General features: G+C 54.7%; 9 protein-coding genes, 1 tRNA gene and 2 rRNA genes. 10 read left to right on the plus strand and 2 right to left on the minus strand.

All coding sequences use genetic code 11. The features are described from left to right. Positions 1 to 42: 42 nt before the first annotated feature. The 7 genes from kup (at position 43) to rbsR (ending at position 7,991) form a co-directional block, all read left to right on the plus strand. Positions 43 to 1,911: a low affinity potassium transporter Kup gene (gene kup, locus SK47_RS01560; RefSeq protein ID WP_003862390.1), complete on the plus strand. Its 1,869-nt coding sequence runs from the start codon at positions 43 to 45 to the stop codon at positions 1,909 to 1,911. A 225-nt stretch (positions 1,912 to 2,136) separates the two neighbouring features. Then, a complete protein-coding gene (gene rbsD / locus SK47_RS01565; protein ID WP_003862392.1) occupies positions 2,137 to 2,556 on the plus strand; it encodes a D-ribose pyranase in 420 nt (139 codons plus the stop codon). 7 nt (positions 2,557 to 2,563) lie between these two features. Further along, a complete protein-coding gene (gene rbsA, locus SK47_RS01570) occupies positions 2,564 to 4,069 on the plus strand; it encodes a ribose ABC transporter ATP-binding protein RbsA (RefSeq protein WP_003862393.1) in 1,506 nt (501 codons plus the stop codon). A gap of 4 nt (positions 4,070 to 4,073) precedes the next feature. After that, positions 4,074 to 5,039, plus strand: coding sequence for a ribose ABC transporter permease (rbsC, locus tag SK47_RS01575; RefSeq protein ID WP_003862395.1), 966 nt, complete (start codon positions 4,074 to 4,076; stop codon positions 5,037 to 5,039). 27 nt (positions 5,040 to 5,066) lie between these two features. Beyond that, on the plus strand, positions 5,067 to 5,957 hold the full coding sequence (gene rbsB, locus SK47_RS01580; protein WP_048243382.1) for a ribose ABC transporter substrate-binding protein RbsB: 891 nt from the start codon (positions 5,067 to 5,069) through the stop codon (positions 5,955 to 5,957). Positions 5,958 to 6,065: 108 nt separating this feature from the next. Further along, the gene (gene rbsK / locus SK47_RS01585) at positions 6,066 to 6,995 is read left to right on the plus strand and encodes a ribokinase (RefSeq protein ID WP_022652094.1); all 930 of its coding nucleotides are present in this window, start codon (positions 6,066 to 6,068) and stop codon (positions 6,993 to 6,995) included. A gap of 3 nt (positions 6,996 to 6,998) precedes the next feature. After that, complete coding sequence (rbsR, locus tag SK47_RS01590) at positions 6,999 to 7,991, plus strand: ribose operon transcriptional repressor RbsR (protein ID WP_072200116.1); 993 nt, start codon at positions 6,999 to 7,001, stop codon at positions 7,989 to 7,991. Here the strand turns inward: rbsR and mdtD are convergent. Then, complete coding sequence (gene mdtD, locus SK47_RS01595) at positions 7,957 to 9,390, minus strand: multidrug transporter subunit MdtD (RefSeq protein WP_022652092.1); 1,434 nt, start codon at positions 9,388 to 9,390, stop codon at positions 7,957 to 7,959. The genes rbsR and mdtD overlap by 35 nt on opposite strands. Further along, positions 9,387 to 10,094: a FadR/GntR family transcriptional regulator gene (locus SK47_RS01600; protein WP_003862405.1), complete on the minus strand. Its 708-nt coding sequence runs from the start codon at positions 10,092 to 10,094 to the stop codon at positions 9,387 to 9,389. The genes mdtD and SK47_RS01600 overlap by 4 nt, the downstream gene beginning before the upstream one ends. Positions 10,095 to 10,549: 455 nt before the next feature. On the opposite strand from SK47_RS01600, the gene SK47_RS01605 reads away from it, so the two are divergent. The 3 genes from SK47_RS01605 (at position 10,550) to SK47_RS01615 (ending at position 15,337) form a co-directional block, all read left to right on the plus strand. Then, positions 10,550 to 12,091, plus strand: a 16S ribosomal RNA gene (locus tag SK47_RS01605). An 84-nt stretch (positions 12,092 to 12,175) separates the two neighbouring features. Next, a tRNA-Glu gene (locus SK47_RS01610) sits at positions 12,176 to 12,251 on the plus strand. Positions 12,252 to 12,433: 182 nt separating this feature from the next. Then, a 23S ribosomal RNA gene (locus SK47_RS01615) occupies positions 12,434 to 15,337 on the plus strand. The 16S and 23S rRNA genes sit together here with 1 tRNA gene alongside, the layout of an rRNA operon. The last annotated feature ends 140 nt before the right edge of the window (positions 15,338 to 15,477 follow it).

Genomic DNA, 15,477 nt, shown 5'->3' on the forward strand with positions numbered 1-15,477 from the left:
GGACTAAGCACACATTTGTTATTCAAACGAAAAGACTAGTCTATGAGCACTGATAATAAGCAATCATTACCCGCAGTAACGCTTGCGGCGATCGGGGTTGTCTACGGTGATATCGGCACCAGCCCGCTTTATACGCTTCGTGAATGTCTGTCCGGTCAGTTTGGTTTTGGTGTAGAGCGTGACGCCGTATTTGGTTTCCTCTCGCTCATCTTCTGGCTGCTGATCCTGGTGGTCTCCCTTAAGTATCTCTCTTTCGTTATGCGGGCTGATAACGCGGGCGAGGGCGGTATTCTGACCCTGATGTCCCTTGCCGGGCGCAATACGTCTGCAAGAATGACCTCCGTGCTGGTTATCATTGGCCTGATTGGCGGCAGCTTCTTCTATGGAGAAGTCGTGATTACGCCGGCGATTTCGGTAATGTCGGCCATAGAGGGGCTGGAGATTGTCGCGCCACAGCTTGATACTTGGGTGGTGCCACTCGCTATTATCGTGCTGACGTTGCTGTTTGCTATACAAAAACACGGTACCGGGCTGGTGGGTAAGCTGTTCGCGCCTATTATGCTGGCCTGGTTCCTGATCCTGGCGGCGCTGGGCTTACGCAGTATTATCGCCAACCCGGATGTCCTGCACGCGCTGAACCCATTGTGGGCGGTGCATTTCTTCCTGGAATATAAAGTGGTGTCGTTTGTGGCGCTGGGCGCGGTGGTACTTTCCATTACCGGTGTTGAAGCGCTGTATGCGGATATGGGCCACTTCGGGAAACTCCCTATTCGCGTCGCATGGTTTAGCGTGGTCTTGCCTTCACTGGTGCTGAATTACTTCGGTCAGGGCGCGCTGCTGCTTGCACACCCTGAAGCGATTAAAAACCCGTTCTTCCTGCTGGCGCCGGACTGGGCGCTGGTTCCGATGCTGATCCTGGCGACGCTGGCGACGGTCATTGCCTCTCAGGCTGTCATTTCCGGCGTATTCTCCCTGACGCGTCAGGCCGTGCGGTTGGGTTATCTCTCCCCAATGCGCATTATCCATACCTCAGAGATGGAGTCTGGCCAGATCTACATTCCGTTCGTCAACTGGCTGCTCTACTTCGCGGTGGTGATTGTCATCGTCAGCTTTGAGCACTCCAGTAATCTGGCGGCGGCGTACGGTATCGCGGTAACCGGAACGATGGTGTTGACCTCTATTCTCTCCACCACCGTGGCGTACCGTAACTGGCACTGGAATAAGTTCCTCGTGGGGCTGATCCTGGTTGGCTTCCTCTGTATCGACGTGCCGCTGTTTTCTGCGAATCTCGACAAGATTGTCTCCGGTGGCTGGCTGCCGCTGACGCTGGGTCTGGTGATGTTTATTGTGATGACGACGTGGAAGAGCGAACGTTTCCGCCTGCTGCGTCGTATGCATGAGCACGGTAACTCTCTGGAGGCGATGATTGCCTCGCTGGAGAAATCCCCACCGGTGCGCGTGCCGGGCACGGCGGTGTATATGTCTCGCGCGTTGAACGTAATCCCGTTTGCGCTGATGCATAACCTCAAGCACAACAAAGTGCTGCACGAGCGCGTGATCCTGCTGACGCTGCGTACTGAAGATGCGCCGTACGTTCACAACGTGCGTCGCGTACAGATTGAACAGCTGTCGCCAACCTTCTGGCGCGTGGTGGCAAGCTACGGCTGGCGCGAAACGCCGAACGTGGAAGAGGTGTTCCACCGCTGCGGTCTGGAAGGCCTGAGTTGCCGCATGATGGAGACGTCGTTCTTTATGTCCCACGAGTCGCTGATCATCGGCAAGCGCCCATGGTATCTGCGCCTGCGCGGCAAGCTGTATCTCATTCTGCAACGTAACGCCCTGCGTGCGCCTGACCAGTTTGAGATCCCGCCTAATCGCGTGATTGAGCTGGGCACGCAGGTCGAGATTTAAGACTCCGTGCGGGCTGATGCCCTCACCCCGACCCTCTCCCACAGGGAGAGGGCGCAACCATAAAATACGGTAACCTGACGGTTACCGTTTTGCATTTACCTCCTCTGCATTTCACTTAGCGAAACGTTTCGACGTTGATCACAAATCCGTTACGTCATGATGGTTTTCTGAACACTTCTGCGGCTACACTGTTTTTAGCGAAACGTTTCGCTAGTGGAGCAAAAAATGAAGAAAGGCACAGTACTCAACTCAGAAATCTCATCGGTGATTTCCCGTCTTGGGCATACCGATACGCTGGTGGTTTGCGATGCAGGCTTACCGGTTCCGCGCAGCACAACCCGTATCGATATGGCGTTAACGCAGGGCGTGCCCTCGTTCATGCAGGTACTGGAAGTGGTCACCGCGGAGATGCAGGTTGAGGCGGCCATTCTCGCGGCGGAAATCAAACAACATAATCCGCAACTCCACGAAACGTTGCTCAGCCACATTGAGCAACTGCAACAGCACCAGGGAAACACCATAGAAATTCGTTACACAACGCACGAGCAGTTCAAACAACAAACCGCAGACAGTCAGGCGGTGATTCGCAGCGGGGAGTGTTCCCCGTATGCGAATATCATTCTCTGTGCTGGCGTCACCTTCTGAGGCCATCATGGACGCATTACTGCAACTCAAAGGGATCGATAAATCGTTCCCGGGCGTAAAAGCCCTCTCCGGCGCGGCGCTGAACGTCTATTCCGGGCGCGTCATGGCGCTGGTGGGCGAAAACGGCGCCGGCAAATCCACCATGATGAAAGTGCTGACCGGTATCTACCAACGCGATGCCGGTTCGCTGCTGTGGCTGGGTAAAGAGACCACCTTCAACGGCCCGAAATCCTCTCAGGAAGCGGGCATCGGCATCATCCACCAGGAGCTGAACCTGATCCCGCAGCTCACCATTGCGGAGAACATCTTCCTCGGCCGTGAGTTCGTGAACCGGTTTGGCAAAATCGACTGGAAAACCATGTATGCCGAAGCGGACAAACTGCTGGCGAAGCTGAATCTGCGCTTTAAGAGCGACCGACTGGTGGGCGACCTTTCCATCGGCGATCAGCAGATGGTGGAAATCGCGAAGGTGCTGAGCTTCGAGTCGAAGGTCATCATTATGGATGAACCGACCGACGCCCTGACCGATACCGAAACCGAATCCTTGTTCCGCGTGATCCGTGAGCTGAAATCCCAGGGCCGCGGCATTGTCTATATCTCACACCGCATGAAAGAGATCTTCGAAATCTGCGACGACGTCACCGTCTTTCGCGACGGGCAGTTTATTGCCGAGCGCGAAGTAGCAACCCTGACCGAAGATTCGCTGATCGAAATGATGGTGGGACGTAAGCTCGAAGATCAGTATCCACATCTGGAGAAAGCGCCGGGTGAGATCCGCCTGAAGGTGGATAACCTCTGCGGACCGGGCGTGAATGACGTCTCCTTTACCCTGCGCAAGGGCGAGATCCTTGGCGTCGCGGGCCTGATGGGGGCGGGGCGTACTGAACTGATGAAAGTGCTCTATGGCGCACTGCCGCGCACCAGCGGCTACGTTACCCTTGACGGCCATGAAGTGGTCACCCGCTCGCCGCAGGACGGGCTGGCGAATGGCATCGTCTATATCTCTGAAGACCGTAAGCGCGACGGCTTAGTGCTGGGCATGTCGGTAAAAGAGAACATGTCCCTGACTGCGCTAGGCTATTTCAGCCGCAGCGGCGGCAGCCTGAAACACAAAGATGAGCAGCAGGCGGTCAGCGATTTTATCCGTCTCTTTAACGTTAAAACCCCATCGATGGAGCAGGCGATTGGCCTGTTGTCCGGCGGTAATCAGCAGAAAGTGGCGATTGCCCGCGGGTTGATGACGCGCCCGAAAGTACTGATCCTCGATGAGCCCACCCGCGGCGTGGACGTGGGCGCGAAAAAAGAGATCTATCAGCTGATTAACCAGTTCAAGGCCGACGGTCTGAGCATCATTCTGGTCTCTTCCGAGATGCCAGAAGTATTAGGCATGAGCGATCGCATTATCGTCATGCATGAAGGGCATCTCGGTGGTGAATTCACTCGCGAGCAGGCCACCCAGGAAGTTCTGATGGCTGCCGCTGTGGGCAAGCTTAATCGCGTGAATCAGGAGTAAGAAGATGACTACCCAGGCTGTTTCTGGTCGCCGCTATTTCACAAAGGCATGGCTGATGGAACAAAAATCGCTGATTGCCCTGCTGGTGCTGATCGCGATTGTCTCGACCATGAGCCCGAACTTTTTTACCGTCAATAACCTGTTCAACATTCTTCAGCAGACCTCTGTCAACGCCATTATGGCGGTGGGGATGACGCTGGTGATTTTGACCTCGGGTATCGATCTGTCCGTCGGTTCCCTGCTGGCCCTCACCGGCGCGATCGCCGCGTCGATTGTCGGTATTGAGGTCAACGCGCTGGTGGCCGTTGCCGCTGCGCTGGCGGCAGGTGCGGCAATTGGCGCCGTAACCGGCGTAATTGTGGCGAAAGGTCGCGTTCAGGCGTTCATCGCCACGCTGGTGATGATGCTGCTGCTGCGCGGTGTGACCATGGTGTACACCAACGGCAGCCCGATTAATACCGGCTTTACCGATAACGCCGATCTGTTTGGCTGGTTCGGTATCGGTCGCCCGCTGGGTGTCCCGACCCCGGTCTGGATCATGGCTATCGTTTTCCTGGCGGCGTGGTACATGCTGCACCATACCCGTCTGGGTCGTTATATCTATGCGCTGGGCGGTAACGAAGCGGCAACGCGCCTGTCCGGTATCAGCGTTAATAAAGTCAAAATTATCGTTTACTCCCTGTGCGGCCTGCTGGCGTCTCTGGCGGGCATCATCGAAGTGGCGCGCCTCTCTTCCGCACAGCCAACGGCGGGTACGGGCTATGAGCTGGATGCCATCGCGGCAGTGGTTCTGGGCGGTACGAGTCTTGCGGGCGGTAAAGGTCGCATTGTTGGGACATTGATCGGCGCACTGATCCTCGGTTTCCTGAATAATGGTTTGAATTTGTTAGGTGTTTCCTCCTATTACCAGATGATCGTTAAGGCAGTGGTGATTTTGCTGGCGGTACTGGTAGACAACAAAAAACAGTAACTGACGACACTACAGGACATCTTAGATATGAACATGAAAAAACTGACTACCCTGGTTTCTGCTGTCGCGCTGAGCGCAACCGTAAGTGCTAACGCCATGGCGAAGGACACCATCGCGCTGGTTGTCTCTACCCTGAACAACCCGTTCTTCGTCTCCCTGAAGGATGGCGCGCAGAAAGAAGCAGATAAACTGGGCTACAACCTGGTGGTGCTGGATTCTCAGAACAACCCGGCGAAAGAGCTGGCTAACGTTCAGGACTTAACCGTTCGTGGCACCAAAATCCTGCTGATCAACCCAACCGATTCCGACGCGGTCGGTAATGCCGTGAAGATGGCAAACCAGGCGAAGATCCCGGTAATCACCCTTGACCGTCAGGCAACGAAAGGGGATGTGGTCAGCCACATTGCGTCTGATAACGTACTGGGCGGAAAAATCGCCGGCGACTACATCGCGAAGAAAGCCGGTGAAGGCGCGAAAGTGATTGAGTTGCAGGGTATCGCCGGGACTTCCGCGGCCCGTGAACGTGGTGAAGGTTTCCAGCAGGCTGTAGCGGCGCACAAATTCAACGTGCTGGCGAGCCAGCCGGCAGACTTCGACCGTACAAAGGGTCTGAACGTCATGCAGAACCTGCTGACCGCGCATCCTGATGTGCAGGCGGTATTCGCACAGAACGACGAAATGGCGCTCGGTGCGCTGCGTGCGCTCCAGACTGCGGGTAAATCAGATGTGATGGTTGTCGGATTTGACGGCACGCCGGATGGTGAAAAAGCAGTAAATGATGGCAAACTGGCTGCGACCATCGCTCAGCTGCCTGAGCAGATTGGCGCGACTGGCGTGCAAACTGCCGATAAAGTGCTGAAGGGCGAAAAAGTTCAGGCCAAATATCCTGTTGACCTGAAACTGGTCATTAAGCAGTAAAGGCGATTCAGGCAGTCGCTGGCTGCCTGAGGGACACCAAATAAAAGAAAAGTGTGGCATACGCCACCGGGTAATACCGGTGGCGCTCTCAGATGGACACCTCAATACATGAAAACCGCAGGCAACCTCGTCGTCCTTGGCAGTATCAATGCCGATCACATTCTTAACCTTGAAACGTTCCCCACTCCGGGCGAAACCGTCACCGGCAATCAGTATCAGGTGGCGTTCGGCGGTAAGGGCGCAAACCAGGCGGTTGCCGCCGGACGCAGCGGGGCGAATATCGCGTTTATCGCCTGTACGGGTGATGACGATACCGGCGAACGCGTACGCAAACAGCTCGCAAGCGACAACATCGACATCGCACCCGTCAGCGTGGTTGCAGGGGAATCTACCGGCGTGGCGCTGATTTTCGTCAATGCGGAAGGTGAGAATGTCATCGGTATTCATGCGGGGGCTAATGCCGCGTTAACGACTGAACGCGTCGAAGCGCAGCGTGGAATCATCGCCGGAGCGGAAGCCCTGCTGATGCAGCTGGAGTCACCGGTTGAAAGCGTGCTGGCCGCTGCGAAAATTGCGCATGAAAATCATACCTCTGTCGTACTTAACCCGGCACCTGCCCGTGTATTATCAGACGAGCTGCTGGCGCTGGTGGATATTATCACCCCGAACGAAACCGAAGCGGAAAAGCTGACGGGTATCCGTGTCGAAAATGATGACGATGCAGCGCGTGCCGCGCTTGCGCTGCATGATAAAGGCATCGGCACCGTGATCATCACCCTCGGCAGCCGTGGGGTGTGGGCTAGCGTCAATGGCGAAGGTCGTCGCGTGCCGGGCTTTAAGGTCAAAGCCATTGATACCATCGCCGCAGGAGACACCTTCAACGGTGCGCTGGTAACGGCGCTGCTGGAAGGAAAAGCAATGGATGAAGCGATCCGCTTCGCGCATGCCGCCGCTGCGATCGCGGTGACGCGTAAAGGCGCTCAGCCTTCTGTTCCATGGCGTAAAGAGATTGATGAATTCTTAAGTCAGCAGGGGTAACGCTTGGCCACAATGAAAGATGTCGCCCGTATGGCGGGCGTTTCTACCTCGACTGTTTCCCACGTTATCAATAACGATCGCTTCGTCAGCGAGGCGATTCGGGAGAAAGTTGACGCTGCAATTAAAGAACTCAACTATGCGCCGTCCGCGCTGGCGCGCAGCCTTAAGCTTAACCAGACGCGCACCATCGGCATGCTGATCACGGCCAGTACCAATCCTTTCTATTCTGAACTGGTGCGCGGCGTGGAGCGCAGCTGCTTCGAGCGCGGCTACAGCCTGGTGCTGTGCAATACCGAAGGCGATGAGCAGCGCATGAACCGTAACCTGGAAACGCTGATGCAAAAACGCGTCGACGGGCTGCTGCTGCTCTGTACCGAAACGCATCAACCTTCGAAAGAGATCATCCAGCGCTACCCTTCTATTCCCACGGTGATGATGGACTGGGCGCCGTTCGACGGCACCAGCGATCTGATCCAGGATAACTCGCTGCTGGGCGGCGATATGGCGACTCAGCATCTGATCGATAAAGGTCATACCCGCATTGCCTGTATTACCGGCCCGCTGGATAAAACCCCGGCGCGCCTGCGTCTGGAAGGCTATCTTTCGGCCATGGAACGTGCGGGGCTTGCCATTCCTGATGGCTATTGCATCACCGGCGATTTCGAATTTAACGGTGGATTTGAAGCAATGCAGAAATTGCTGGCGCAAGAGCCGCGCCCGCAGGCGGTGTTTATCGGTAATGATGCGATGGCATTCGGAGCTTATCAGGCGCTTTATCAGGCGGGATTACGTGTCCCGGACGACATGGCGATCGTCGGTTACGATGATATCGAACTGGCGCGCTACATGACGCCGCCGCTGACCACCATCCATCAGCCGAAAGATGAACTGGGCGAGCTGGCCATCGATGTGTTGATCCACCGCATGGCCCAGCCCACGCTGCAACAGCAACGTTTGCAGCTTACTCCTGTTCTGATGGAACGCGGTTCGGTTTAGCCTTCTCTTTGTGACGCTCTTTAATCAGGTTCCGGCCGTCTTTTGGTTTTAACAACATAAAGACCACCGCCGATACGACGGTAAGCGCGCCCATGGTGATAAAGGTATAGTGGAACTGCTCAACGGTATTTGTACCGTCAAACCCTTCATAAAACCGCAGTACCGCCGCGCTCACGGCAACCCCGAGGCTGATCGACAGCTGTTGAGTGACCGCCAGTACGCTGTTGCCGCTGCTGGCATTCTCGTCGGTGAGGTCCGCAAGGGTGATGGTGTTCATCGACGTAAACTGCGTCGACATGGCCATACCCAGCACAAACAGCGGCAGGATCAGCATCCAGATTGGTAACGCCGCAGATTGCAGAGAGAACTGCGCAATCATCAATCCGATAAAGATCGTCACGCCAACCAGCGTCTTACGATAGCCAAACCAGCGCAGCACCTGCGTGACCGTCGATTTTGCCAGAATCGAGCCCATCGCCGTGGGCGCCATCATGCAGCCAGCAATCAGGGCCGGATAGCCGAAACCGACCTGGAGCATCAGCGGCATCAGGAACGGTACGCAGCCCGTGCCCAGACGTGAGGCAATGTTGCCCGCAATCCCGACGGAGAACGTTCGGGTGTTAAACAGAGATAAAGAGATAAGCGGTGTCGGATGGCGACGCGCATGACGTATATATAGAAGGAACAGCAGAATACCGCTGAGGATGACGGCCAGCGCCAGCCACGTCGCTACGATTTTCTCGCCAAACAGCTCCATCCCGCTGGAGAACAGGACCAGGCTCAGGCCAAACAGAAAGAAGCCGCCCATATCGAAGCTGCGTCTTGGCGTGGTGAAGTTCGGCATATATTTGCGAGCATAAATCAGCCCTGCCACACCAATCGGAATATTAATCAGGAAGATCCAGTGCCAGCTTGCCCAGGTCACCAGGACGCCGCCGAGAACCGGGCCAAGTATCGGGCCGACCAGCCCCGGCATAGTCACAAAGTTGAGCACCGGGAGCAGTTCGCTGCGCGGATAGGCGCGCAATAACGCCAGACGCGCGACGGGCATCATCATCGCGCCGCCTATCCCCTGTAGAACGCGGAAGATAACCAGTTCCATCAGAGAGGTGGAGAGGGCGCAAGCCAGAGAACCGAGGGTGAACAACGTCACCGCCAGCATGAATACTTTACGCGTGCCGAAACGATCGGCCAGCCAGCCGCTGACCGGAATAAGCATCGCCACCGTCAGGGTGTAGCTGATGATGGCGGATTGCATCGCCAGCGGGGAGCGGTTAAGGCTTTGGGCTATGGCGGGAAGGGCGGTATTGAGGATAGTGGCATCAAGTGCCTGCATAAAGAACGCCATGGCTGCAATCCACGGCAATCCGGCCATACTGCGTGCTTTTTTCTCTGTCATTTATTTACCTGCTGGTGGGTTGGCGCGGCCAGCAACGCCTGGCACGCACTCAGGGCTCGCTGCCCGTCGCTCTCCTGAATGGCATCGACTATCGCCTGATGCAGATCCAGCTTCACCACCTCATCCTGTGTGATAGAGGTAAAGTAAGTGTGGTACACAGAATGGAATAAAGAAGCAAAGGAGGTCAGGAAAGGATTTCCGCTCATATTATAGATATGTTCATGCCAGGCCATATCGACCGCTATCCAGCGCTCGCGGTTAAAGTGCTTTTTCAGATCCACCATCTCTTCCATCAAAGTATTGAGCTGCGCTTTTTGCTCTGCTGTGCCGAGCGTGGCGGCAAGCAGACAGGCCTGAGGTTCAAGACTGCTGCGCATGACCAGAAAGTGATCGACGACCTGATTAAAGTTATCTTCGGTCATCCACCAGGTGAGCAACTCCTGATCGAGAAAGTTCCAGTTTCCCTGAGGCATAACGCGGGTGCCAATGCGCGGGCGTGGAAGCACCATCCCTTTCGCCGTTAATGTTTTTACCGCTTCGCGAACGGCTGTACGGCTAACGCCAAACTGATCTCCCAGCTCCATCTCGCTGGGCAGGATGCTACCTGGAGCATATTTACCCGCTAAGATCAGCTGCGCCAGTTTCTCTGCCAGCACATAGGACAGGTTTTTTTGAGCTGCCAGCTGTTGTGCGCTTAATGGCATCGCTTTTATTCCTTAGATATTGATGCGGCTAATTATGCCATCTCAGGTGTGATTGTGGTTGCAGATACATCAAATAGAACAATTTGTAGCTGGATCTCATCTCTTTTGGTGAAAAAAAACACGGTCAGAAATTTTTTTTAAATTTCCTCTTGTCACTTCAGAAGAACTCCCTATAATGCGCCTCCACTGACACGGAACAACGGCACGCAAGCCGCCGGGTCAGCAGAGAAAAGCAAAACAAACGCTTGACTCTGAAGCGGGAAAGCGTAATATGCACACCCCGCGCCGCAGCGAAAACGAAGCGGCACTGCTCTTTAACAATTTATCAGACAATCTGTGTGGGCACTCAAAGTGACATGGATTCTTAACGTCCTCGGACGATAAATGAATACCAAGTCTCAACGAGTGAACACGTAATTCATTACGAAGTTTAATTCATTGAGCATCAAACTTTTAAATTGAAGAGTTTGATCATGGCTCAGATTGAACGCTGGCGGCAGGCCTAACACATGCAAGTCGAACGGTAACAGGAAGCAGCTTGCTGCTTCGCTGACGAGTGGCGGACGGGTGAGTAATGTCTGGGAAACTGCCTGATGGAGGGGGATAACTACTGGAAACGGTAGCTAATACCGCATAACGTCGCAAGACCAAAGAGGGGGACCTTCGGGCCTCTTGCCATCGGATGTGCCCAGATGGGATTAGCTAGTAGGTGGGGTAACGGCTCACCTAGGCGACGATCCCTAGCTGGTCTGAGAGGATGACCAGCCACACTGGAACTGAGACACGGTCCAGACTCCTACGGGAGGCAGCAGTGGGGAATATTGCACAATGGGCGCAAGCCTGATGCAGCCATGCCGCGTGTATGAAGAAGGCCTTCGGGTTGTAAAGTACTTTCAGCGGGGAGGAAGGTGTTGAGGTTAATAACCTCAGCAATTGACGTTACCCGCAGAAGAAGCACCGGCTAACTCCGTGCCAGCAGCCGCGGTAATACGGAGGGTGCAAGCGTTAATCGGAATTACTGGGCGTAAAGCGCACGCAGGCGGTCTGTCAAGTCGGATGTGAAATCCCCGGGCTCAACCTGGGAACTGCATTCGAAACTGGCAGGCTAGAGTCTTGTAGAGGGGGGTAGAATTCCAGGTGTAGCGGTGAAATGCGTAGAGATCTGGAGGAATACCGGTGGCGAAGGCGGCCCCCTGGACAAAGACTGACGCTCAGGTGCGAAAGCGTGGGGAGCAAACAGGATTAGATACCCTGGTAGTCCACGCCGTAAACGATGTCGACTTGGAGGTTGTGCCCTTGAGGCGTGGCTTCCGGAGCTAACGCGTTAAGTCGACCGCCTGGGGAGTACGGCCGCAAGGTTAAAACTCAAATGAATTGACGGGGGCCCGCACAAGCGGTGGAGCATGTGGTTTAATTCGATGCAACGCGAAGAACCTTACCTACTCTTGACATCCAGAGAACTTAGCAGAGATGCTTTGGTGCCTTCGGGAACTCTGAGACAGGTGCTGCATGGCTGTCGTCAGCTCGTGTTGTGAAATGTTGGGTTAAGTCCCGCAACGAGCGCAACCCTTATCCTTTGTTGCCAGCGGTTAGGCCGGGAACTCAAAGGAGACTGCCAGTGATAAACTGGAGGAAGGTGGGGATGACGTCAAGTCATCATGGCCCTTACGAGTAGGGCTACACACGTGCTACAATGGCGCATACAAAGAGAAGCGACCTCGCGAGAGCAAGCGGACCTCATAAAGTGCGTCGTAGTCCGGATTGGAGTCTGCAACTCGACTCCATGAAGTCGGAATCGCTAGTAATCGTGGATCAGAATGCCACGGTGAATACGTTCCCGGGCCTTGTACACACCGCCCGTCACACCATGGGAGTGGGTTGCAAAAGAAGTAGGTAGCTTAACCTTCGGGAGGGCGCTTACCACTTTGTGATTCATGACTGGGGTGAAGTCGTAACAAGGTAACCGTAGGGGAACCTGCGGTTGGATCACCTCCTTACCTTAAAGAACCTGCCTTTGTAGTGCTCACACAGATTGTCTGATGAAAAGTAAATAGCAAGGCGTCTTGCGATTGAGACTGTACGTCCCCTTCGTCTAGAGGCCCAGGACACCGCCCTTTCACGGCGGTAACAGGGGTTCGAATCCCCTAGGGGACGCCACTTGCTGGTTCGTGAGTGAAAGTCACCTGCCGTCATATCTCAAAACTGACTTACGAGTCACGTTTGAGATATTTGCTCTTTAAAAATCTGGATCAAGCTGAAAATTGAAACGACACACAGCTCATGTGTGTTCGAGTCTCTCAAATTTTCGCAATCAGAAGTGAAACATCTTCGGGTTGTGAGGTTAAGCGACTAAGCGTACACGGTGGATGCCCTGGCAGTCAGAGGCGATGAAGGACGTGCTAATCTGCGAAAAGCGCCGGCGAGGTGATATGAACCCTTGACCCGGCGATGTCCGAATGGGGAAACCCAGTGCAATCCGACACACTATCGTTAACTGAATACATAGGTTAACGAGGCGAACCGGGGGAACTGAAACATCTAAGTACCCCGAGGAAAAGAAATCAACCGAGATTCCCCCAGTAGCGGCGAGCGAACGGGGAGCAGCCCGGAGTCTGAATCAGCTTGTGTGTTAGTGGAACGGTCTGGAAAGTCCGACGGTACAGGGTGATAGTCCCGTACACGAAAACACACATGCTGTGAACTCGAAGAGTAGGGCGGGACACGTGGTATCCTGTCTGAATATGGGGGGACCATCCTCCAAGGCTAAATACTCCTGACTGACCGATAGTGAACCAGTACCGTGAGGGAAAGGCGAAAAGAACCCCGGCGAGGGGAGTGAAAAAGAACCTGAAACCGTGTACGTACAAGCAGTGGGAGCACCTTCATGGGGTGACTGCGTACCTTTTGTATAATGGGTCAGCGACTTATATTCTGTAGCAAGGTTAACCGTATAGGGGAGCCGAAGGGAAACCGAGTCTTAACTGGGCGTTAAGTTGCAGGGTATAGACCCGAAACCCGGTGATCTAGCCATGGGCAGGTTGAAGGTTGGGTAACACTAACTGGAGGACCGAACCGACTAATGTTGAAAAATTAGCGGATGACCTGTGGCTGGGGGTGAAAGGCCAATCAAACCGGGAGATAGCTGGTTCTCCCCGAAAGCTATTTAGGTAGCGCCTCGTGAACTCATCTTCGGGGGTAGAGCACTGTTTCGGCTAGGGGGCCATCCCGGCTTACCAACCCGATGCAAACTACGAATACCGAAGAATGTTATCACGGGAGACACACGGCGGGTGCTAACGTCCGTCGTGAAGAGGGAAACAACCCAGACCGCCAGCTAAGGTCCCAAAGTCATGGTTAAGTGGGAAACGATGTGGGAAGGCACAGACAGCCAGGATGTTGGCTTAGAAGCAGCCATCATTTAAAGAAAGCGTAATAGCTCACTGGTCGAGTCGGCCTGCGCGGAAGATGTAACGGGGCTAAACCATGCACCGAAGCTGCGGCAGCGACACTATGTGTTGTTGGGTAGGGGAGCGTTCTGTAAGCCGTTGAAGGTGTGCTGTGAGGCATGCTGGAGGTATCAGAAGTGCGAATGCTGACATAAGTAACGATAAAGCGGGTGAAAAGCCCGCTCGCCGGAAGACCAAGGGTTCCTGTCCAACGTTAATCGGGGCAGGGTGAGTCGACCCCTAAGGCGAGGCCGAAAGGCGTAGTCGATGGGAAACAGGTTAATATTCCTGTACTTGGTGTTACTGCGAAGGGGGGACGGAGAAGGCTATGTCAGCCGGGCGACGGTTGTCCCGGTTTAAGCATGTAGGCGGAGGTTCCAGGTAAATCCGGTACCTTTTAACGCTGAGGTGTGATGACGAGGCACTACGGTGCTGAAGTGATAAATGCCCTGCTTCCAGGAAAAGCCTCTAAGCATCAGGTAACACGAAATCGTACCCCAAACCGACACAGGTGGTCAGGTAGAGAATACCAAGGCGCTTGAGAGAACTCGGGTGAAGGAACTAGGCAAAATGGTGCCGTAACTTCGGGAGAAGGCACGCTGATATGTAGGTGAAGCCCCTGCGGGCGGAGCTGAAATCAGTCGAAGATACCAGCTGGCTGCAACTGTTTATTAAAAACACAGCACTGTGCAAACACGAAAGTGGACGTATACGGTGTGACGCCTGCCCGGTGCCGGAAGGTTAATTGATGGGGTTAGCGGCAACGCGAAGCTCTTGATCGAAGCCCCGGTAAACGGCGGCCGTAACTATAACGGTCCTAAGGTAGCGAAATTCCTTGTCGGGTAAGTTCCGACCTGCACGAATGGCGTAATGATGGCCAGGCTGTCTCCACCCGAGACTCAGTGAAATTGAACTCGCTGTGAAGATGCAGTGTACCCGCGGCAAGACGGAAAGACCCCGTGAACCTTTACTATAGCTTGACACTGAACACTGGTCCTTGATGTGTAGGATAGGTGGGAGGCTTTGAAGCGTGGACGCCAGTCTGCGTGGAGCCGCCCTTGAAATACCACCCTTTAATGGCTGGTGTTCTAACGTAGACCCGTGATCCGGGTTGCGGACAGTGTCTGGTGGGTAGTTTGACTGGGGCGGTCTCCTCCCAAAGAGTAACGGAGGAGCACGAAGGTTGGCTAATCCTGGTCGGACATCAGGAGGTTAGTGCAATGGCATAAGCCAGCTTGACTGCGAGCGTGACGGCGCGAGCAGGTGCGAAAGCAGGTCATAGTGATCCGGTGGTTCTGAATGGAAGGGCCATCGCTCAACGGATAAAAGGTACTCCGGGGATAACAGGCTGATACCGCCCAAGAGTTCATATCGACGGCGGTGTTTGGCACCTCGATGTCGGCTCATCACATCCTGGGGCTGAAGTAGGTCCCAAGGGTATGGCTGTTCGCCATTTAAAGTGGTACGCGAGCTGGGTTTAGAACGTCGTGAGACAGTTCGGTCCCTATCTGCCGTGGGCGCTGGAGAATTGAGGGGGGCTGCTCCTAGTACGAGAGGACCGGAGTGGACGCATCACTGGTGTTCGGGTTGTCATGCCAATGGCACTGCCCGGTAGCTAAATGCGGAAGAGATAAGTGCTGAAAGCATCTAAGCACGAAACTTGCCCCGAGATGAGTTCTCCCTGAGACTTTAAGTCTCCTGAAGGAACGTTGAAGACGACGACGTTGATAGGTCGGGTGTGTAAGCGCAGCGATGCGTTGAGCTAACCGATACTAATGAACCGTGAGGCTTAACCTTACAACGCCGAAGGTGTTTTGGCGAAGAGACAGACACGATTTTCAGCCTGATACAGATTAACAGAATTTGCCTGGCGGCTTTAGCGCGGTGGTCCCACCTGACCCCATGCCGAACTCAGAAGTGAAACGCCGTAGCGCCGA

Source organism: Enterobacter sp. BWH52 (genome assembly GCF_001037565.1).
GTDB lineage: Bacteria > Pseudomonadota > Gammaproteobacteria > Enterobacterales > Enterobacteriaceae > Enterobacter > Enterobacter hormaechei_C.

What these genes read in the sequence shown, in the direction of transcription:
- kup (WP_003862390.1), top strand. Translation starts at nt 43, where the DNA reads ATGAGCACTGATAATAAGCAATCATTACCCGCAGTAACGCTTGCGGCG.
- rbsD (WP_003862392.1), top strand. Translation starts at nt 2,137, where the DNA reads ATGAAGAAAGGCACAGTACTCAACTCAGAAATCTCATCGGTGATTTCC.
- rbsA (WP_003862393.1), top strand. Translation starts at nt 2,564, where the DNA reads ATGGACGCATTACTGCAACTCAAAGGGATCGATAAATCGTTCCCGGGC.
- rbsC (WP_003862395.1), top strand. Translation starts at nt 4,074, where the DNA reads ATGACTACCCAGGCTGTTTCTGGTCGCCGCTATTTCACAAAGGCATGG.
- rbsB (WP_048243382.1), top strand. Translation starts at nt 5,067, where the DNA reads ATGAACATGAAAAAACTGACTACCCTGGTTTCTGCTGTCGCGCTGAGC.
- rbsK (WP_022652094.1), top strand. Translation starts at nt 6,066, where the DNA reads ATGAAAACCGCAGGCAACCTCGTCGTCCTTGGCAGTATCAATGCCGAT.
- mdtD (WP_022652092.1), bottom strand. Translation starts at nt 9,390, where the DNA reads ATGACAGAGAAAAAAGCACGCAGTATGGCCGGATTGCCGTGGATTGCA.
- SK47_RS01600 (WP_003862405.1), bottom strand. Translation starts at nt 10,094, where the DNA reads ATGCCATTAAGCGCACAACAGCTGGCAGCTCAAAAAAACCTGTCCTAT.